Raw genomic sequence first — 19,192 nt, 5'->3', positions numbered from 1 at the left:
ATCAGCGGAAGCTGCGCAAGGCGCGGTCGATCTCGTCGATCATCTCGGCTGCGGCGTCTTCGGGGCCGATCTGGTCATAGGCGACCGCCTCGAGGTAGTCGCCGAAGATGCTGCGCACCTTGGGGTGTTCGCTCAGGGGCGAGGGTACCGGCCCCTGTCCCTGCTGCACCAGATCGTGGGCGGCGACGACATTGGCGTCGATCAGCCCTTCTGCGGCCAGACGCTCGGCGGCGGTGCGGCTGGCGGGAATGCCGCGCGAATCCGACAGGATGTCGATGGCATCCGCGTCGTTCAGCAGGCAGTCGATAATCTGGGCGGCGGCCCTGGGGTGCTGCGACCGTGCCGAGATCGCGAACAGCATCGAGGGCTTGCGATAGGTGCCGTCGTTCACCGCGCCCTCGACCTGCAGCATGGGGACCGGGACCAGTTCCTGATCGCCAAGCGGATCGGCGTATTTAGCATAGGCCGAGTCCCATTCATAGGTGCCCGCGATCCGGCCTTCGGCCCAGGGTCGCATCTCGAACAGCTCGATGTTGCCTTCGGAGGCGACCTGCTGCCAGCTGCGGATCACGCCATCCTCGACCAGCGACAGATAGAAGCGGATGCCCGCGGCCAGTTCCTGGGGGGTCCAGGCGACGGTGGTGGTTTCGGGGTCGATCAGATCCTTGCCGGTCATCTGCGTCACCGTGGTCGAGACGAGGAAGATCGCGTTCAGCCCCTGCGCCTCGAAGGGGGTGACGCCCTCGCCCAGCTTGCCCGCGGCGGCGCGGACCTCGTCCCAGGTCGAGGGCAGGGGCAGACCCGCCGCATCGAAGACGGTCTTGTTGAAGAAATAGACCCGGCCCGTTTCAGCCACGGGCAGGCCGTTCAAGACGCCGTTCATCTCGCCTCCGGCCAGCTGTGCGTCGGTCCATTGCGACAGGTCGATCGTGTCAGCATGGTCGCGCAGATCGGCAAAGCCCGTACCATCGGGCGAGAACAGCGGCAGCCACGGCCAGTTGATCTGCATGATGTCGGCCTCGGTCCGGCCTGCGATCTGGGTGGTGATGCGTTCCTGGTGGCCCGCCCATCCGGTGAATTCGGCGGCGACATCGTGGTCGTGCTTTTCGCCGCAGACGGCAAGCGCCTCGCGGGTCTGGGCATGGCGGGCGTCGCCGCCCCACCATGACATGCGCAGGTCTTCGGCATGGGCTGCGCCTGTCAGCAGACCGGCCGCAAGGATCGTCGTGGTCAAAAGCTTCATCGGGTTCCCCTCCCTCAGTTCAGCACGGGCAGCGAGACATTCTCGTCCGCGCTGTCGAAGACATGTGCGCAGCCCGGTTCCGGGCTCAGCGTCACCTCGGCGCCGCGGTCCAGCGCGGCGTAATCGGCGGCGGGCAGGACGGCGACCATGCGCGTGCCCGCCACGTCCAGGTGCAGCACGACCTCATGGCCCATGAATTCGGCCCCCGCGACGCGGCTAAGCAGACCCGGCCCGGCGTTCAGGCGCAGATGCTGGGGGCGGATGCCCAGCCTTGCCGCGCCGGACCAGCCGCGCAGGCGGTCCATCAGCTCGGCAGGCAGGGTCAGGCTCTGGTCGCCCACGCGGAAGGTGGACCCCTCCAGCCGGCCCTCGATCAGGTTCATCTCGGGGCTGCCGATGAAGCCCGCGACGAAGGCGTTGGCGGGGCGGTCGTACAGCGTCTTGGGGTCGGCCACCTGCATGATGCGACCGTCCTTCATCACGCAGATGCGGTCGCCCATGGTCATCGCCTCGGTCTGGTCGTGGGTGACATAGACCACGGTCGAGGGCATGCCCTCGTCCTTAAGGCGGCGGTGCAATTCGGTGATCCGGACCCGCATCGAGGCCCGCAGCTTGGCGTCCAGATTCGACAGCGGTTCGTCGAACAGAAAGACCTTGGGTTCCTTGATCAGTGCCCGGCCAAGCGCCACGCGCTGCGCCTGTCCGCCCGAGAGTTCCTTGGGCAGGCGGTCCAGAAGCGGCTCGATCTCAAGGATGCGGGCGACCTCGGCGGTGCGGCGCTCGATCTCGGATCGGGATGCGCGTTGCAGGCGCAGCCCGAAGGACAGGTTCCTGCGCACCTTCATATGCGGATAGAGCGCATAGTTCTGGAACACCATCGCGATGCCGCGCTTGCCCGGTTGCAGGCGGTTCACGACCGTGTCGCCGATCATCACCTGCCCGCCGGTGATGCTTTCCAGCCCCGCAATCATGCGCAGCGTCGTCGATTTCGCACAGCCCGAGGGGCCGACGAGGACCATGAATTCCCCGTCCCGGACGTCCAGGTTGATCCCGTGGACGGCCTTGAAGCTGTTGCCATAGGTCTTTTCAAGATTGCGGATCTGCAGACGAGCCATCGGATTATCCTTTCACCCCACCGGCAGAGATGCCTTCGATGAAGTATTTCTGGGCCATGAAGAAGACGACCAGCGCGGGCAGCAGCGCCAGGACCGACATCGACAGGATGCGGTTCCAGTCGAAGGCCTCGGTCGTGTCGATCGACAGTTTCAGCGCCAGGCTGACGGGGAACTTCTCGACCGAGGACAGATAGATCAGCGGTCCAAGGAAGTCGTTCATGGTCCACATGAACTGGAACAGCATCACCGAGATCAGCGCCGGGAACAGCATCGGCACGACGATGTGGATCAGCGTCTGCAGGCTGTTGGCGCCATCCACGCGGGCGGCTTCCTCCATGTCGCGGGGGATGGCGCGCAGGAACTGGACCAGCATGAAGACGAAAAAGGCATCGCCCGCAAAGGCCGAGGGCACCCAGAGCGGAAGATAGCTGTCCAGCCAGCCCATGTCCCGGAACAGGATGTATTGCGGGATGCGCGTGACCACATTCGGCAGCAGCAGCGTCGCGATCAGCGTGGCGAACAGCACGCGCTTGAAGGGAAATTCGAACCGGGCGAAGCCGTAAGCCACCAGCGCGCAGGAAATGGCGGTGAAGACGGTCTTGGGCAGGATGATCAGGAAGGTGTTCCAGAAGAACCGCCCGAAGGTATAAGGCGTCGAGGTCTGCCAGCCCTTCACGTAACCCTCCAGCGTGGGTTCGCGCGGGATGAAGCCGATCGAGCCGAAGATCTCGGAGTTGGTCTTGAAGGACGCCCCGATCAGCCAGATCAGCGGATAGAGCATGACCAGTCCCACCACCGTCAGCAGCGTATAGCGGATGACGGCCTGCAGGCGCATGGTCCGGATTTCCGCGGCGGGCGTGGCGGTTTCGGGAAGCGATGTGGTGATATCGGCCATGTCAGCTCCTCTTGTCGCCGGCGTAATAGACCCACTTCTTCGACGACCAGAAGGCGATGACGGTCAGCGCCATGATGATCACGAAGAGCGCCCAGGCTATCGCCGAGGCATAGCCCATGTTGAAGTTCTTGAAGGCCTCATCATAGATGTAGAGCGGCAGCAGATAGGTCGATTTCAGCGGCCCGCCCCCGGTGATGATGTAGGGGCCGTTGAACTCCTGGAACGCCTGGACCATCTGCATGATCAGGTTGAAGAAGATGACCGGCGTGATCAGCGGCAGGGTGATGTGGACGAAGCTGTGCCACTTGTTCGCACCGTCGATGGCTGCGGCCTCATAGAGCGATTTGTCCACGGCCTGCAGGGCGGCCAGGAAGATCACCATCGCCGAGCCGAACTGCCAGGTGCGCAGCAGGCTGATGGTGAAGAGCGCGTTGACAGGATCGCCGAACCAGTTCAGCGGCTCCAGCCCGATGCCCGACAGCACCATGTTCACCATCCCCGCATCCGCGAAGATATAGCGCCACAGGACCGCGATGGCGACCGAACCGCCCAGGATCGAAGGCACGTAATAGGCCGTCCGGAAGAAGCCGATGGCGCGCAGCCGATAGTTCAGGATGACCGCGATGAACAGCGCGAAGGCCAGCTTCAGCGGCACCGTGATAAAGACGTAAAGCAGCGTCACCCGCAGCGACCGCATGAAGGTGCGGTCGTTCAGCAGTTCTCGGAAATTGTCCAGCCCGGACCAGACGGGCGATTGGATCAGGTTGTAATCGGTGAAGGCCAGGTAGAGCGAGCCGACGAAGGGGATCGCGGTAAAGACCAGCAGGCCGATCAGATAGGGGGCCAGGTACAGCAGACCCATGCGCGGGCTCTCCATCACAGCCCTCCGGAATGGGCGCGGGGGCCAGGTTCTGGTTGCGTCATCAAATCGCTCCTCCCTCGATTCGAACGGCGGTGACCGCGACAGGGGCGATCTGATCTGCTAGTATGCTGCAAATGGTCCCGGGTTGAATTGACGATAATGCAGAAAATGATGGACGAAACCGAACATGATCAGATGGTGGCCGGGATCAGGGCGGGCGTGCTGGCGGGCATTCCGCCCCGCGCGCTGGACCTGACGCTGACGCGCTCGGCCATCCGCATGCTGCATTCCCACAGCTGGTCCATCGACAAGGTCAACACGGTCCACGATCTGGTCGTCTGTCTGGAAGGGGCGGGCGAATACATCGTGCAGGACGAACGCATCCGCCTGGCGCCGGGCATGGCCATGCTGATCCCCGCTGGCACGCGGTTCCAGGGGCGCAACCCCGACCCCGACAAGGTCTATGCGGGCCTTGCCCAGCACTTCCGGCTGGATCTGTTCGGGCGCCACGACCTGCTGGGGCGGATGCGGCACCGGCGGGTCATTCGCTTTTCACGCTGGCCGATGATCGGCCCGCTTGTGCGGCATTACCGTGCCACCGCGCCCTCGGGCTCGACCACGCTGATGATGCATCACGCCTTCATGGTCATCCTGACCGAGTTCATCGAGGATGCCTTCATCGCCTGGAGCACACCGGGCGATGCCGCGCTGGACGATGCCGAGGGGCTTTCCATGGCCATCACCATGGCCGCCACCCAGATCGCCGCCGATCCGCTGCAACCGGGGCTGGCCGAACGGGTCGTGGCCGCCGCCCCCTATAACGCCGAATACTTCCGCCGAGAGTTCCGCCGCAAGCTGGGCAGCACCCCGGCGAAATACCAGGAATTCAAGCGGATGGAGGTGGCGATGCAATTCCTGGAAGGCGGGTTCTCGGTTACCGAGACGGCGCACAGGCTGGGGTTTTCCGACAGCTATTATTTCTCGCGGCTGTTCAAGCGCCATATCGGCATCAGCCCGCGCGGCTGGCAGGATCAGGTCAGGCTGCGCCGCGACGGCCAATGGCCACGTGGGCAGGAAGACGGACAGGTGATCTATCCTCTGCGCGAAGGTGGCTGACCTGTGCGCATACTAGCGATACGGCTGAAAATTCCATGCTTTCGATCAGGGATCGCCAAGAGTGGATCGCCGTCCTGTGAACATTTGACCGTGACATATTGGATCCGACGGTTCATCCGCTCTACATCGCCATCGTCCGGGGATGAACTGGCTCTGTCAGGCAGTGCTTAAGAACGCCCGACTTTGCATACGGTATGGAAATGCGACCAGTTTGCGGCTGCGCCTTGATGAAGTCACCGGGCAGTTGGGTTTGTCTTGGCTGTCCCGTTCCACAGTGATGCCGTCTCTGTGCCATCACTTCGGATTGAGCCCGAGCATCTCGGAGTTGTGTCGGCCTGATACCGGCACGGCTGGTCACTTCCGTCTCAGGCAAAGGTTTTCCTGCAACTGTCGCCTCGGGCAATCAACTCCGGATCATTTGCGCTACGCAGAGGACCAAAGCAATGGTGAGCATTTCAAAAGCTAGGGCCTATTGACGTCCATCGGAGTTGGTTGATTGTCGCCGCGAGTCAGATGAAGGCGGCGAAGCTCTGATCTGTTTTGCATGACCTTCGATCAATTCCGGCACGGCGCGTATGTCATGCGGCTGCCCGGCCATGAGGCTGAAGTCGACGAGGTTACCCAAGCTGTCGGTCAACGCCAGTATCTTGTTGGTTATACCGCCGCCGCGCGAGTGCCCTATGGCCTGCCTCTGGGTCCCCCTTCAGCGCCATGGCCCGAGCGGTGAACCTTGACGATGGAGTCGTCGATCAGCGCGTATTCGAGGTTGGGGCAGAAGATAAATCCCTAAAATCGTTATAAAATATATCGGCCTTGACTTGCCGTCGGAAGCGTTTGAAGACCGAGTTCCAATGCCCGAACTCCAGCTGGAAATTCACGCCACTGCGCACCTGTTCGCACGATCCGCACGACCGCTTTCACGAACAACCGCGGATCGTGTCCTGTCAGGCCGGGGTCGGTTTGCTTGCCAAGGTACAAGGATTCAATGGGCGTCGGTCGGGGCACGTCGAGACAAGGTTGCTCTCCTCTGGTTGCAACCTTAAATCAGAACTCACGTCAGATAGAAATCCTGAACGTCAACAAGCCCTAGCGGGCAAGCATAAGGGCAAGCCAATCCGGTGCCGGATCTGACGCAACCTTTCTACGCCCCCCGGTCGCGCGCTGATCCCGGCCATGGCGCATAGGTCAAAGAGCCTGCGCGATACCGGTTGCCAACCTTCCAGCGCCGCCCGAACATTTCCTTCACGCTGCGGGAACGGGCCAAGGTTGGCAGTCCGAACCAGAGAGTTCCGCACTTTTTGCCCGATCGGTGTTGATGACGATGGCCGTGTCCAAAAATGGCTCCCCTTGGGTGCGCGCTTGACGGTCCCCCCTTCGCAAAGTCGATGCAAATGGCGGGGCCATCCACACCATCGATGTCGGGCTGGCCCTCATCATTGCGGCTTTGACGGCATGGTTGGTCATGGCGCTTCCATGACGAAACTAACCCGTAAACCACCCTTTCATTAACGAAGAGGTTTTTATCATAAATTGCTAGAATTAATGGATAAAGCGGGATGTCCTAGATGGGACAGCAGCGTCAGATCGCGGCCAGAATGGCACTGCGCAGCCATATGTGCATGGCCGATGCATGGGTGCGCGCCGTCCAGACGACCGACAGATCGAAGGCCCCACCGAACGGGCAGGGGCTGATGGCCAGCTGTTCGGCTATTCTCTGGCCAAGGCGGCGGGGAAGGGTTGCGACCAAATTCGAGCCTGCGATCAGTTCGGCCAGGCCAGCCGGGCTGGGAACGGTAAGCGTCGGGACCAGCTGGTGACCTGCGGCCTCGAGCTGTTGCAGATAGGCTGATTTCCAGCCGCCGCCATAGTTGATCAGCACATGCCTCAGTGACAGGTATTCGTTGACCGTCAGCCGTTGACCCGCTATCGGATGTCCGGGGTCCATCAGGCAGGCGTATTCTTCAGAGTAGAGCCGCCGCGAATGAAAGCCGCTTCCGGAACGGGTGAAGGGACCGACCAGCACGTCGGCCTCTTGCTGCAACAAACGGTGATGGCCGTCGCCCAATGCGTTGATGACATTCACCGAGATGTTCGGTGCCTGACGCCGCAGTTCTGCGATGATCCGCGGGATCAGCAGGATACGTTCGTAATAGTTGCAGGCAATCGTCACCGACTGCGTCGAGACCTGCGGATCGAAGACCTGAGGCTGTGCCATCTGGTCCAGCAGGTCCAGCATCTGCGATGTCTGCGCCAGTAAGCGTTCGCAGCGCTGCGTTGGCACCTGCCTGCCGCCTTCGCGTACGAACAGCGGGTCGCCGAAGCTGCTGCGCAACTTGGCGATGGTATAGCTGACAGCCGACTGGTTGACGTCCAGACGTTCGGCCGCGGCGGTGAAGGACCCGAGGTCATGCACCAGCCGCAGCGTTTCCAAAGCGATGAAATCAAGGTTCCGGGGGTCGGTGGACACAGCAGCTCCATCAAATTCATTGATGGCATATAATAGTTTCATCTGCTGGTTCGGCAATCATCTTCCCCATATCGTCACCGGCGGGAGCATGAGGAGGAACAGAATGCCGCTGGCACCGCTGGATACGGAAATTTCGCTGGATCGGCTGACGTCCGATCCCTATCCGGTCTATCGCAGGCTGCGCGCGCAAAGCCCTGTGCTGCGGGTGGCCTCCGTCAAGCGCACCTTGCTGACCAAGGCGACGCTGACCAAGCAGGTCAAGGACGATCCGGTCCTGTTCAGCAGCGATGATCCCGCAACGCCGATGAAGCCGGCGTTCCGTGCCCATACCCTGATGCGCAAGGACGGCGACGCCCACATGGCCGAGCGCAAGGCCATCATGCCCGCGCTGACGCCCAAGCGCATCCAGACCGATTGGGGTCCGCTCTATGAACGGCTGGCGGCGGAATACATCGCGCGCCTGCCACGGGGGGAAACAGTGGATCTGTTCACCCAGCTTTGCGGTCCCTTGGCCGCGCGCATCCTGGCGCATATTCTGGGCATCCCCGAGGCCACCGACGAACAGATGCAGCGCTGGTCGCAACGGCTGATCGACGGCGCGGGAAATTTCGGCTGGAGCCCCGAACCCTTTGCGGCCTCGGACCAGGCCAATGACGAAATGGACGCGCTGTTTGCGACCCTGCGCCCGCAGCGGATGGCAGACCCTGACGGATCGGCATTTTCCGTGATGCTGAACGCAGCCGATCCCCTGCCGATCAGCCAGATCCATGCGAACCTGAAAATCGCCATCGGCGGCGGCATCAACGAACCGCGCGACGCATTGGCGACCGTGCTGTTCGGCTTGCTGACCAACCCCGACCAGCTGCAACAGGTCCGCGCGGAAGAAGCCTGGGGCAAGTCCTTCGAAGAGGCGATCCGATGGGTCGCGCCCATTCAGGTCAGTTCCCGGTTGGTGACGGCAGATACGCAACTGGGCGGTTTCGACATTCCCAAGGGCGATACCGTGATGACCGTCCAGGCCTCGGCCTGTCGGGATGAGGATCTGTATGAAAACGGCGAGGAATTTCACGTCTTCCGCGACAAGAACCCGCATCAGGCCTTTGGCAACGGCCCCCATCACTGCGCGGGCGCCCATGTCGCGCGTCGCACCGTCGGCAAGATCATCCTGCCGATGCTGTTCGACCGCTTCCCCGACATGCGCCTGACCGACCCCGAGGCGGTCGAATGGAAGGGCTTTGGTTTTCGCGGGCCGATCAACCTGCCCGTCGTGCTGAACTGAGCGCGCAGGCCAAGGCAGACAGGAAGGAAGAAAGATATGGTCAAGGTCACCTATGTCGCCGCCGACGGCACCCGCACGGATGTCGATGCGCGCGAAGGCACATCGGTCATGCATGCCGCCGTGACCCATGACGTCGATGGGATCGTCGGCGAATGCGGCGGGGCGATGATGTGCGCAACCTGTCACTGCTATGTCGATGCAGATTGGCAGGACCGCACCGGCCCGCGGGCCGAGGGCGAGGACGACATGCTGGAAGGCGCCGCATCCGAGCTGACCGACCGGTCGCGCCTGTCGTGCCAGATCAAGCTGACGCCCGATCTGAACGGGTTGGTCGTCCATCTGCCCGAGGATCAGATTTGACCCGCGCCGGCGTCATCATCGTCGGCGCGGGGCAGGGGGGCCTGCAGGCCGCGATCAGTCTGCGCCAGCAAGGCTTTGCCGATCCCGTCACGCTGATCGGCGCCGAGCCGGGTTTGCCCTATCAACGCCCGCCCTTGTCCAAGGCCTATCTGGTCGATGGCAACGCCGAGGCGCTGACGCTGCGCCCGCAAAGTTTCTTTGCCGCCAAGGACATCACCTATCTGCCGGAAGCCGTCGTGGAACAGATCGACCGTCCCGCCCGTCAGGTCGTCGTTCATGGCGCGGACGGGCCGAGGCGCCTGCCCTATGACCACCTGATCCTTGCGATGGGGACGCGCAACCTGCGCCCGCCGATCGACGGGCTGGATCTGGCCTGCGACCTGCGGACCCTGCAGGACGCGGGCCGTTTGCGCGACATGTTGCGGACCGAACGGCGGATCGCCGTGATCGGTGGCGGCTTCATAGGCCTCGAATTCGCCGCGGCTGCCGGCAAGCAGGGCCACAAGGTCGCCGTGATCGAGGCCGCGCCGCGTCTGATGTCGCGCGTTCTGTCGCCACTGATGTCGCATCATTTCGCCCGGCTGCACGGCGAATGGGGGACCGCGCTGTACATGGGGCAACCCGCCGTGGGGGTCGATGGTGGCGGAGTGGCGCTGGCCGATGGGACCACCATCGCCGCCGATCTGGTTCTGGTGGCCGCAGGGGTACGCCCGAACACCGGACTGGCCAGCGAAGCGGGTCTTACGGTCGACAATGGCGTCCGGGTCGATGCCAGCCTGCGGACCTCGGACCCGGCCATTTCGGCGCTTGGCGATTGCGCCAGCTTCCCCGATCCGCGCAGTGGACGCCACATCCGGTTGGAAAGCGTGCAGGCCGCCACCGATCATGCGCGGTTGATCGCGGCGCGGATCGCCAAGGGGCAGGATGCCACCTATGCCGCAGTGCCGTGGTTCTGGTCGGATCAGGGCGACAAGAAACTGCAGATCGCGGGTTTTGCCGGTCCGGAGGCGACGGAGGAGGTCGTATCCGACGGCATCGTGGCGCGGCTGGACGCCAAGGGCGTTGCGGCCGTCGAGACAATCGACAAGGCTGGCGTTCACATGAAAACGCGTCGGCTTTTGTCAGGTCATGCGTCGGTCAGTCTGGAACAGGTGAAGGAACTTGCCGCAGCGTGACCGCGCGCCTTGCAATGAACATGCTACGCGACCTCTGCGCGACAGGCGGGGGCGCATCAGGGAGGGAGAAACCATGAACTCGAAGTCGCTTGTCCTCGGACCGGTCGTCGCCATTGCCATCGGTGGCGCCGCTCAGGCTCAGGAACTGAAATACGCCAATTGGGCACCGCCCATGCACACCATCAACGCCGCCCAGATCGAGCCCTTGGCCAAAGCCATCGAAGAGGGCACGGATGGTGCCGTCACCTTGCGCGCCTTCCATGGCGGCGAATTGGGCGCGGGGCCTGCGGATCAGTTCGTCCGCGTCATTCAGGGGACGGCCGACATGGGGTGGGGGCTGCAGGGCTATACCTCGTCGCAGTTTCCCAAAAGCATGATCCCCGAACTGCCCGGCGCGCTGCCACTGGGCCAGCCGGGGTATTCCGCCCTGTGGCGCGCCTATGACACGGAACTTGCCGCCGAATATCCCCGGACCGAGGTCATCGCCCTTTGGGGGGCCGAGCCGAACATCCTGATGATGCGCGACAAGCAGGTGCGCACCCCCGAGGATCTGCGCGGCCTGAAGATGCGGGTGGCGGGCACGATTTCCGCCGAAGCCATGGAAGCCCTGGGTGCAACGCCGGTGCAGATCCCGATGACGCAGGTCTATAACGGTCTGCAGACCGGGTTGATCGACGGCGTGATCAGCGGTGCCTCGGTCCTGTCCGATTTCAAGCTGCAAGAGGTCGTGGGCAGCGTCACGACCGGGCCCAACCTTGGCCGCCTGACCTTCTATACGGTCATGAACAAATCCGCCTATGACGGTCTGTCCGACGACGCCAAGGCCGCGATCGACGCCATCAAGGGCGAGGAGATCTCGAAGTTGACCGAAGAGGCCTGGGTCGCGACTGCGGATGCCGCACTGGCAGCGGCGCGTCAGTCGGCGGACACCACTGTCATCGACCTTGAAGGCGACGATGCCAAGGCATTTGACGACGCCCTGACCGAAGTGACCGATACCTATGTGCAGAATGTCGGTGGCGATGCCGCACTGACGGCCATGCGGGGCGATTGATGCTGGCCGCGCTTCGGAAACTGACGGACAGGCTGATCGGCCTGTCCGCTTTCATCGGCACTGCGGGGCTGTTGTTCGTGGTGGGCGTGATCATCCTCGACGTGGTTGGCCGCAACTTCGGGCATCCGCTTTACGGATCGCAGGATCTGATCACCATGACCATGGTGCTGATCGTCTTTGGCGGCATGGCGCTGTGTGACCGGGTCGGCGGTCATATCATCGTGGACATTTTCGAAGGTTCCTTTCCGGCGGCGCTGAACCGCGCATTGGACATCCTGTCGGCCCTGCTGGGATCGGGTATTTTCATGCTGATCGCCTATACCGTCTTTCAAAGCGCACGGCTGAGCCAGATGCTGAACCTGTCGACGAACCTGCTGCGCCTGCCGACGGCGTGGTTCCAATATGCGCTTTGCGCATTCGCCGTCATCACCTCGGTCGCCATGCTGCTGCGTGCGGTCATGCTGGCGAGGGGGCAAACCTGCGACACGCATCCCGCAAAGGATATGCCATGAGCCCCGTCTTCGTTGGGACCACAGGGCTTGCCCTGCTTCTGGTGCTGCTGCTGGTCCGCATTCCGGTCGCCTTCGCCATGTTCGCGGTCGGCTTTGGCGGCATATGGATCCTGAACGGGCTGCAGGCCGCCACCGGGCTTTTGGCATCCGAGACCTTCTCGCTTGCCTCCAACGCCGAGTTGATCGTGGTGCCGCTGTTCATCCTGATGGGCAATGTCGCCAGTATCACCGGGATGAGCCGTCGGCTTTACGATGCGGCCTATGCCTGCATCGGTCAGGTCAGGGGCGGGCTTGCCTCGGCCACCGTGATCGGATGCGGCGGGTTCGCGGCGCTTTCGGGATCATCCGTCGCATCAGCGCTGACCATGGGCCGCACCGCCCTGGCCGAGATGGACCGCTTCGGCTACAGCCCGCGCCTGTCCACCGGCGTCGTCGCCGCGGGCGGCACTTTGGGCATCCTGATCCCGCCGTTAACCGGCTTTGTGATCTATGCGATCCTGACACAGCAAAGCATCGGTCGCCTGTTCATGGCCGGTATCCTGCCGGGCATCCTGCTTCTGACCGCCTTCCTGCTGACCGTGACCATCCTGTGCACCATCCGGCCCGAACTGGGGCCGAAGGGACCGGCCACCACCATGGCCGAAAAGGGCCGCGCCTTCGTCGGGGCCATCCCGATCCTGATCGTGGTCCTGATCACCATCGGCGGCATCTATGGCGGCATCTTTTCCCCGACCGAGGCGGCGGGCGTGGGGGCGGCACTGGTCATCGTCATCGGGGCCGTCAGCGGCACGCTGAGCCTGCGCGACTTCTGGCAGGCCGCGCGCAGCAGCATCGTCACGACGGCATCGGTGATGCTGATCCTGATCGCGGCGCATCTGATCAATCCCTTCGTCGCCCTCAGCCATCTGCCATCCGAGGTCAGCCGCCTGCTAGTGGCGCTGGATCTGGGCCTTTACGGCACACTGATCATCATCCTTGCGATCTATCTGGTCCTGGGGTGCTTCCTCGAGGGGTTGGCGATGCTGGTCCTGACCCTGCCGATCTTCATGCCCGTCGTGCTGCAACTGGGCATCGATCCGATCTGGTTCGGGGTGCTGGTGGTTCTGACGCTCGAGATGGGGCTGATCTCTCCGCCGGTCGGGATCAACGTCTTCATCGTGAAATCCGTGGCCAAGGACGTCCCGCTGATCGATATCTTCCGGGGCGTCATGCCGTTCTGGATCGCGATGCTGGTCAGCCTGGCCATTCTGGTCGCCCTGCCGCAAATCTCGCTCTGGCTGCCTGCCATGATGTGATCACGGCGGCGAAACGCCACAATGTCGCCTGTCCGCGTCGGCAACGGGGCGGCATCCGTTCCGGATCGTCACCGGCCACAGGGCCGTTTGTCGATAGCGATTCAAGATCAGCTTATTGCTTGAACGGACCGCCCGTGCCGGTCCGGCATCCGCATTTCGATGAACGGCAGGGGCCACCATATGGATGACGTCTTCATCAAGCGTCTGTCGCTGACCTGAAAGTGCGAGTGCCTCTGTCTGCATGCTGGGGAATTCAGGCCACAGGCACACGCGGATGTTCGGAAATCGATGCAGCGCACATTTTCAACTGGATCGATAAATGGCTCGGTTCGGCAAAACGCGCGTATCCGAAACCAAGCGAGTGCGGCCAGAATGACTTGGCCGCACTCTTGCGTCAGGCTCTACGGACGGCGCAGGCCGCGAAACGGGTCAGCCCCAGTCCATCTCGCCGGTCAGGACCTTGGCACCAACGTTCAGCGCGACATCCATTTTCAGATCAGGATAGCGGGCGGTCATCGCGGCGATCAGATCTTCCGAACCATCTGCCTTGTCCAGCTCTTCCTCGATCGCCAGAAGATAGCCCTTGGTGAACTCTACCGCGTCCAGCCCCATCGGCGCCTCGGGCGTCATATGGCCGGGCACGACAACCTTCGGGTTGCGGGCGATGATGGCGTCCAGATTGGCGATCCATGCAGCGCGCTGTTCCTTGGTCGGCGTGTCCGCGGTCCAGACATGCGTGCCCGAGAACACCATCACACCACCAAACACGGCCTGCAGATCCTCGACCCAGAGGTAGCGGCGGTTGGCCAGCCCGTTGACGGGGACGATGTCGATCGCATGGCCGTCAACTGTCAGTGTCTTGGTGTCGTCCGCTTCGGGAATGACCACATCCGCGACTGTCGCCGGACCGCTTTCACCCAGTTGCGGGCCCCAGGTTTCGACCTTTTTCGCCACATTGGCATTGATGGCGTCAACGGTTTCGCTGGCTGCGACGACGCGGGCCTCGGGGAAGGCTTCGGTGATCGGGCGCAGGCTGAAATAGAAATCGGGATCGCTTTGGGTGATATAGATCGTGGTCAGGGTCTTGCCGGTGGACTTGATTTCGTCAGCCAGTGCGCGGCCATCGGGCAGGGTGAAGCCGCCGTCGATCAGCACGGCCTCGGTCGCGCCCTGCACCAGAACAGGCGCCCGGAAGAAGCCGTTTTCGCCTGCGGGGAAATGGGTCCAGGTCAGGCCGTTCGCCCCTGCAAACGAGATGCCGGGTACCATCAGGGCGGCTGCGCCAGCCGCGGTGGTCAGTTTCAGAAGATCTCTGCGGTTCATCTTGGTTGTCCTTTCGATATGATGGGATCAGCCACGCCCGAGGGCGGCCAATACTGCGTCGGGTCCGGAATAAAGCACGCTGGCGTCCAATCCACGGCGAGCTCCATCGACCTCGGCGACAAGGGCAGGAACGCCTTGCAGTCCGTGGGTCGTCATCAAACTGCGGGCCTCGGCGGTCTGCGCGCGAACCAGATCGGCAAGACCCGCATCAGGGGCCAGCACGCGCGCCGCGGCATCCGCCAGCCCAAGATCCGCCAGCACCTCCGCCACGACCGTGGCCGAGGTCACATCCCTGCCATCAACATAGCGCGCCGCCTGAAGGACCGACAGTGCCTCGATCATGCGATCGGGTGCGCTGTCGGCGACGGCAGCGACAGCCAGCGTCGTCACGGTCGAGTCCAATGACGCGTCGTCGTCGCCCAACACCTGCTGGCGATAGGTCTCGGTGAACCGCTGACCGCTCAGCTTTGCGATGCGCTGGTCATTCGCCCAAGCCTGCGTTGCAAAGCTTTTCATCGGGCGTGCGCCGTTGCCGGCAAACAGCCCGGTCGCATGCGGTCGAAGGTCGATGTCGGGGTGCTTTGCCAGCGCGCCGATGGTTGCGGACGCCCCATAGCACCATCCGCAAAGCGGGTCGAAAAGGTAATGCAGTATCGCAGTCTGTGTCATGGTCTGTCTCCTTGGACCCAGATATAGGCGCATCGATTACCTGCGATAAGACAAACTATTTTGACAGATCGTATGCCAAAGCGTAACAGTGGGCGCATGTCGAAAACCCATAACCTCAACCGGCTGGCCTATTTCGCGGCGGTCGTGGAAACCGGATCGTTCACCAAAGCCGCAGACCGCCTTGGGGTGACCAAGGCCGTGGTCAGCAGCCAGGTGACCCAGTTGGAGCAGGAGCTGAAGGCCACGCTACTGGTGCGCAACACGCGCAAGGTCAGCGCCACGGGGGCGGGTCGGCTGTTCTACACGCGCTGCACGTCGATCCTGAATCAGGCCGAGGAGGCCTTCAGCGAGATGTCCCAGCTTTCGGAACATCCCGTGGGCGTATTGCGCATGACCGCCCCGCATGATTACGGCACGGCCGTCATAGCTCCGCTTGTCGCGAGGTTCCGGCGCCAATACCCTGATTGTCAGGTCGAGCTGTATCTTGGCGATGATCATAGCGATCTGATGGCAGGGGATCTTGATCTGGCCATTCGGATCGGCTGGCTGCGCGATTCCACCCTGCTGGCGCGCAAGATGGGCGGTTTCAGGCAGCTGCTTGTCGGCGCCAGCTTCGGTCAGTTCGATCATATCCGACATCCGGACGATCTTGCCGACCGGCCCTTCATCGCGAACAAGGCGCTCTCGGACCCGCTGCAATGGGTGTTCCAAAGCGCTTCCGGCGACACGGTTTCCGCAAGACTGCAAAGCGATCTTTCGATCGACAGTGCCCCCGCCATCATGGCCGCCGTGAAAGAGGGTGCGGGTCTGGCGATCCTGCCGGATTATCTGGTGCGCGACCATCTGATGTCAGGCACCCTGACAAAGGTCTTGCCCGAATGGCGGCTGCCCGAAGGGGGCATCTTCGTGGTTCTGCCTGCATCGAAGTTCCGCGCCGCAAAGGTCTCGGTCTTCACGGAAATGCTGCGACAGACGGAACGGGCAAGGGTGCAGTAACCACGTCCTGGACCCTTGCGCGGCAATGCTGCAAATCTGAAGGATGCCGATGCAAAGGCGTGACAGGTCTTTTCGAAGCAGCGATCAGGCGACTTGACGCATCGTGAGTTGTCACGAAATGTCGGGGTTATGAATGGTGCGGAGGGTGAAAGCCGACGAAGGGCCAGGCGATCCTCGCAAATAAGATTTACGGGCGGTGGCGCGGCAGCATACCTGCTGGTTGCAGCAAATCCGGGGCGCGCTTCACCTTCGGCAAAACCCACGTTTGAGACGGTCGCGGTATTCGCGGTGGCGGTCGTCTGGAAAGGTTGTCCTGCCCCCTTTCGGTATCGGGCGCAGAGCGGTGCGGACAAAGCATAACGACCGAGGCAGCGACCTGAAGCAGGGAACGCGGCATTCCCGGCATCACCTAAAGCGAAACATCGATCCTGCTAAGTTCAAGTCAAAGCGGTGTCAGAATTATACGTGATTGCTGAAAGGACTGACGGATTCGCTGCCGCTCCTTCCAAACGCCAGGCACGTCGGATTATCACAAGAGGGCTCTTGGATCCCTGCATCCCGTTAATGCACGGCATGCGTCGAAATTTAAGCCTGCGCTGTTGGTGTTGCTTCCTGGACCGCAGATACTTTCATTCATCGGCTTGAGCATGATCCAAAGGCATTTCGGTCGTCTGCACAGCCGCCGAAAGGCTGGTCAAACGTCGATAACGATTACTTTGGATTGAGCTACCCCTGGAAATTCGGACACTGATAAAAGCTACGATTTGCAGTCTGCTGGTCTTCTACGAGAAGGAGGTCAAAGATGTCGAAACGCAGGCAGCATGCGCATGAGTTCAAGGGCAAGGTTGAGCTGGCCAGCCGGTTCGGTGTGCATCCGACGATAGTCCATCAGTGGAAGCGAACCCTGCTTGCAACTGCGTCTAGGGTGTTCCGGCACGGGGACCGCAAGAAGCCCGAGATTGACGCGGTTCGAGTGAAGAAGCTCTACGCAAAGCTGGACGAACTGGCGGCCGCTAGCTCATTTTTTGCAAAAGCTAAAGCCTTCGGGGGGGGGGAACCGCCGAAGCATTGGAACGCCATTAACGGTGTGGATGGCCGCGCTTTGTTTCTGGGCTTCCATGATACCTCACAGAGCGCGGCCAATGTCCGGCGCCGGAACTGGCGGTAGACGCTCGGCCATTTGCCGAACTTTCTGGGCAGATCGTGCCATGTAGCCCCGGTTTGTGCGATGCAGAATATGCCATCAGGTACGAGACGGTTTTGCCTCCGTTCGGGGTGCGGATGGCGAGGATGAACCCATTTAAGAAGGCCTGTTCTTCGTCCGACATGAGGTCTCATGCCAAAAGCCTGATGTGAATCCGCGGTGTTGGCAAGACAACCTACGGTACTGACCTGTATCAGCGCGGCACATTGCGACGGCGGTTAAGACAGGGGAATGCCCTGAATGTTTCTCTCATGGCCTTATGCCGTGTCTGCCCGAAGGCGACGAAGGCAAACGGGACGTTCCGGCACATGCTGAAAGGAACGCCGATGGATCGCCAAAATCGTCTTAATCCTCATCCGCCAGAGTTCGATCAATTTCTTTATGCGCCAGTCGGCGAGGATCGAAATGGTCAGTCGGTCACCGTGCTTTCAACATTGGCGCGTCTCAATCTTGATCCATGGACCGAAACTGCCGAGCTTGTGGCGCTTGGGCATGACGCCGCACGCTTGAGGATCGGGTTGCTGTTGGCGCGCTCGTGGGATGTTCCGGCGTTGGAAAACGATCGCGCCCAGATGGCCCGCAATCTTAGCCGACTGCTGCCCCGAAACCCGCAAACCCAGTCCATCAAGCGGGCCACGTCGCTGATCACCGATGGCCGGTGGGGAAACAGCGGGCTGATCTGGCTGGTTCCCCTGCTTATTTTCGTAATGATCCGGCTGGCGTTCGTCATCAGTTCGGGATCGGGCGAATGACAATGTCCACCTTGCGCGTCAAAGCCGCGGACCGGAAAAGACAGCAGACCGAAATCCTGTCGGAGGCCGAGGAAACGGATCTCTGGAACCTTGAGGAAGGCTTCTGGACCAACGGGCTGAAGAATGCGCGCGCCACGACGGCAGCAAATGCCGTCATGATCGTCCCTTATCCACCGGGTATTCTGCAAGGTGACCTGATTTGGGATCATCTTGAACGCAACACCGGTTGGCGTTCTGTCAGCATGGTTGAACGCAGCGCGGTGCGCCATGGTGATATTGTCATCCTGACCTATCAGGTTTCCGCGGAAAAGCCCGCCATACCCATCTATGAGGCTCTATGCGCGTCCACCTATCTTCAGGATGAGGGCAGATGGCTTCGGATATCACACCAACAGGCACCCTCCGTCTGAAAGCATGTCGGTCAAGGCGTCAATCGTCGGGCTTTTCGACCCGTCCCGCGGTGATGCAGCGCAGTATTTCACGTATCGTCACCAGGCTTACCTGCATCAGTGCGCCATGGGCGTCTTGGCCATTAGATTGGCCCATCCGTCGCGTATCTGGCGGTGATTGTTCCGAGTGACGCGAGAAGCGTGTGGACGTGCTGTTTCACACCGAGAAACCATCTCTGCGCGCTTCTTTTTTCCCCGAACGTACACCAAGGAACGGTCTTCGGTGCGACCTGCGCATAAAGGCTAAGATACGTATGACGCATCTTGGTTGAATGTGATCGGATCAAGGCATCTTCCGCCCACTGAGGAAGGCACCCTTTCGAGGATTTCCCGGCAATTCAGCAGGCGTGGGTCGCAACAAACGATATCCCCCTGAAAAATGTCCTCAAGTCGCAGCAAATGTGCGTTCGACAGCATGTGCCGCTA

The 19,192-nt window shown here is 61.9% G+C and carries 18 protein-coding genes and 1 pseudogene; 11 read left to right on the top strand and 8 right to left on the bottom strand.

Features of this window, described 5'->3' with window-relative positions:
- Position 1: 1 nt before the first annotated feature.
- The 4 genes from SJY40_RS16655 to SJY40_RS16640 all read right to left on the bottom strand — a co-directional run bounded on the left by SJY40_RS16655 (position 2) and on the right by SJY40_RS16640 (position 4,130).
- A complete protein-coding gene (locus SJY40_RS16655) occupies positions 2 to 1,243 on the bottom strand; it encodes an ABC transporter substrate-binding protein (RefSeq protein WP_378949384.1) in 1,242 nt (413 codons plus the stop codon).
- A 14-nt stretch (positions 1,244 to 1,257) separates the two neighbouring features.
- Positions 1,258 to 2,358: an ABC transporter ATP-binding protein gene (locus SJY40_RS16650; protein WP_378949381.1), complete on the bottom strand. Its 1,101-nt coding sequence runs from the start codon at positions 2,356 to 2,358 to the stop codon at positions 1,258 to 1,260.
- A gap of 4 nt (positions 2,359 to 2,362) precedes the next feature.
- The gene (locus SJY40_RS16645; RefSeq protein WP_378949625.1) at positions 2,363 to 3,193 is read right to left on the bottom strand and encodes a carbohydrate ABC transporter permease; all 831 of its coding nucleotides are present in this window, start codon (positions 3,191 to 3,193) and stop codon (positions 2,363 to 2,365) included.
- Positions 3,194 to 3,254: 61 nt separating this feature from the next.
- Complete coding sequence (locus tag SJY40_RS16640) at positions 3,255 to 4,130, bottom strand: carbohydrate ABC transporter permease (RefSeq protein WP_378949378.1); 876 nt, start codon at positions 4,128 to 4,130, stop codon at positions 3,255 to 3,257.
- A 144-nt stretch (positions 4,131 to 4,274) separates the two neighbouring features.
- Between SJY40_RS16640 and SJY40_RS16635 the strand changes: the two genes are divergently transcribed.
- On the top strand, positions 4,275 to 5,231 hold the full coding sequence (locus tag SJY40_RS16635; protein WP_378949375.1) for a helix-turn-helix domain-containing protein: 957 nt from the start codon (positions 4,275 to 4,277) through the stop codon (positions 5,229 to 5,231).
- A 1,579-nt stretch (positions 5,232 to 6,810) separates the two neighbouring features.
- Here SJY40_RS16635 and SJY40_RS16630 read toward each other — a convergent pair.
- On the bottom strand, positions 6,811 to 7,698 hold the full coding sequence (locus SJY40_RS16630; protein WP_378949372.1) for a LysR family transcriptional regulator: 888 nt from the start codon (positions 7,696 to 7,698) through the stop codon (positions 6,811 to 6,813).
- Between the two features lie 103 nt (positions 7,699 to 7,801).
- On the opposite strand from SJY40_RS16630, the gene SJY40_RS16625 reads away from it, so the two are divergent.
- The 6 genes from SJY40_RS16625 (at position 7,802) to SJY40_RS16600 (ending at position 13,373) form a co-directional block, all read left to right on the top strand.
- On the top strand, positions 7,802 to 8,977 hold the full coding sequence (locus SJY40_RS16625) for a cytochrome P450 (protein ID WP_378949369.1): 1,176 nt from the start codon (positions 7,802 to 7,804) through the stop codon (positions 8,975 to 8,977).
- Between the two features lie 36 nt (positions 8,978 to 9,013).
- Positions 9,014 to 9,337 (top strand): 2Fe-2S iron-sulfur cluster-binding protein, encoded by a 324-nt coding sequence (locus SJY40_RS16620; RefSeq protein ID WP_378949367.1) that lies wholly within the window; start codon positions 9,014 to 9,016, stop codon positions 9,335 to 9,337.
- On the top strand, positions 9,334 to 10,512 hold the full coding sequence (locus SJY40_RS16615) for an FAD-dependent oxidoreductase (protein ID WP_378949364.1): 1,179 nt from the start codon (positions 9,334 to 9,336) through the stop codon (positions 10,510 to 10,512). Before SJY40_RS16620 ends, SJY40_RS16615 begins: the two co-directional genes overlap by 4 nt.
- Before the next feature lie 73 nt (positions 10,513 to 10,585).
- Positions 10,586 to 11,566: a TRAP transporter substrate-binding protein gene (locus tag SJY40_RS16610; protein ID WP_378949361.1), complete on the top strand. Its 981-nt coding sequence runs from the start codon at positions 10,586 to 10,588 to the stop codon at positions 11,564 to 11,566.
- Positions 11,566 to 12,078, top strand: a complete 513-nt coding sequence (locus tag SJY40_RS16605; RefSeq protein ID WP_378949358.1) for a TRAP transporter small permease — start codon at positions 11,566 to 11,568, stop codon at positions 12,076 to 12,078. Before SJY40_RS16610 ends, SJY40_RS16605 begins: the two co-directional genes overlap by 1 nt.
- Positions 12,075 to 13,373 (top strand): TRAP transporter large permease, encoded by a 1,299-nt coding sequence (locus SJY40_RS16600; protein WP_378949355.1) that lies wholly within the window; start codon positions 12,075 to 12,077, stop codon positions 13,371 to 13,373. The genes SJY40_RS16605 and SJY40_RS16600 overlap by 4 nt, the downstream gene beginning before the upstream one ends.
- A 429-nt stretch (positions 13,374 to 13,802) precedes the next feature.
- Here the strand turns inward: SJY40_RS16600 and SJY40_RS16595 are convergent, their stop codons facing one another.
- On the bottom strand, positions 13,803 to 14,696 hold the full coding sequence (locus tag SJY40_RS16595) for an MBL fold metallo-hydrolase (RefSeq protein ID WP_378949352.1): 894 nt from the start codon (positions 14,694 to 14,696) through the stop codon (positions 13,803 to 13,805).
- 27 nt (positions 14,697 to 14,723) lie between these two features.
- Positions 14,724 to 15,365 carry a DsbA family protein gene (locus SJY40_RS16590; RefSeq protein WP_378949349.1) on the bottom strand — a complete coding sequence of 214 codons (642 nt, stop codon included), beginning with the start codon at positions 15,363 to 15,365 and terminating at the stop codon, positions 14,724 to 14,726.
- A 96-nt stretch (positions 15,366 to 15,461) separates the two neighbouring features.
- On the opposite strand from SJY40_RS16590, the gene SJY40_RS16585 reads away from it, so the two are divergent.
- Together SJY40_RS16585 and SJY40_RS16580 are read left to right on the top strand one after the other, a co-directional pair.
- Positions 15,462 to 16,361, top strand: coding sequence for a LysR family transcriptional regulator (locus tag SJY40_RS16585; protein WP_378949346.1), 900 nt, complete (start codon positions 15,462 to 15,464; stop codon positions 16,359 to 16,361).
- Between the two features lie 802 nt (positions 16,362 to 17,163).
- Positions 17,164 to 17,529 (top strand): transposase, encoded by a 366-nt coding sequence (locus SJY40_RS16580; protein WP_378949633.1) that lies wholly within the window; start codon positions 17,164 to 17,166, stop codon positions 17,527 to 17,529.
- Here SJY40_RS16580 and SJY40_RS16575 read toward each other — a convergent pair.
- A pseudogene (locus SJY40_RS16575) lies at positions 17,487 to 17,689 on the bottom strand (transposase); the annotation flags it as partial. The gene SJY40_RS16580 and the pseudogene SJY40_RS16575 sit on opposite strands and share 43 nt — an antisense overlap.
- Before the next feature lie 202 nt (positions 17,690 to 17,891).
- Here SJY40_RS16575 and SJY40_RS16570 point away from each other — a divergent pair.
- Both SJY40_RS16570 and SJY40_RS16565 read left to right on the top strand, forming a co-directional pair.
- On the top strand, positions 17,892 to 18,317 hold the full coding sequence (locus SJY40_RS16570; protein WP_378949343.1) for a hypothetical protein: 426 nt from the start codon (positions 17,892 to 17,894) through the stop codon (positions 18,315 to 18,317).
- Positions 18,314 to 18,727, top strand: coding sequence for a hypothetical protein (locus tag SJY40_RS16565; protein ID WP_378949340.1), 414 nt, complete (start codon positions 18,314 to 18,316; stop codon positions 18,725 to 18,727). Before SJY40_RS16570 ends, SJY40_RS16565 begins: the two co-directional genes overlap by 4 nt.
- Positions 18,728 to 19,192: the final 465 nt, after the last annotated feature.

It is taken from the genome of Paracoccus sp. R86501, from assembly GCF_042466435.1.
In the GTDB taxonomy this organism is placed as follows: domain Bacteria; phylum Pseudomonadota; class Alphaproteobacteria; order Rhodobacterales; family Rhodobacteraceae; genus Paracoccus.
This window is presented reverse-complemented; position numbering and strand designations above follow the sequence as displayed.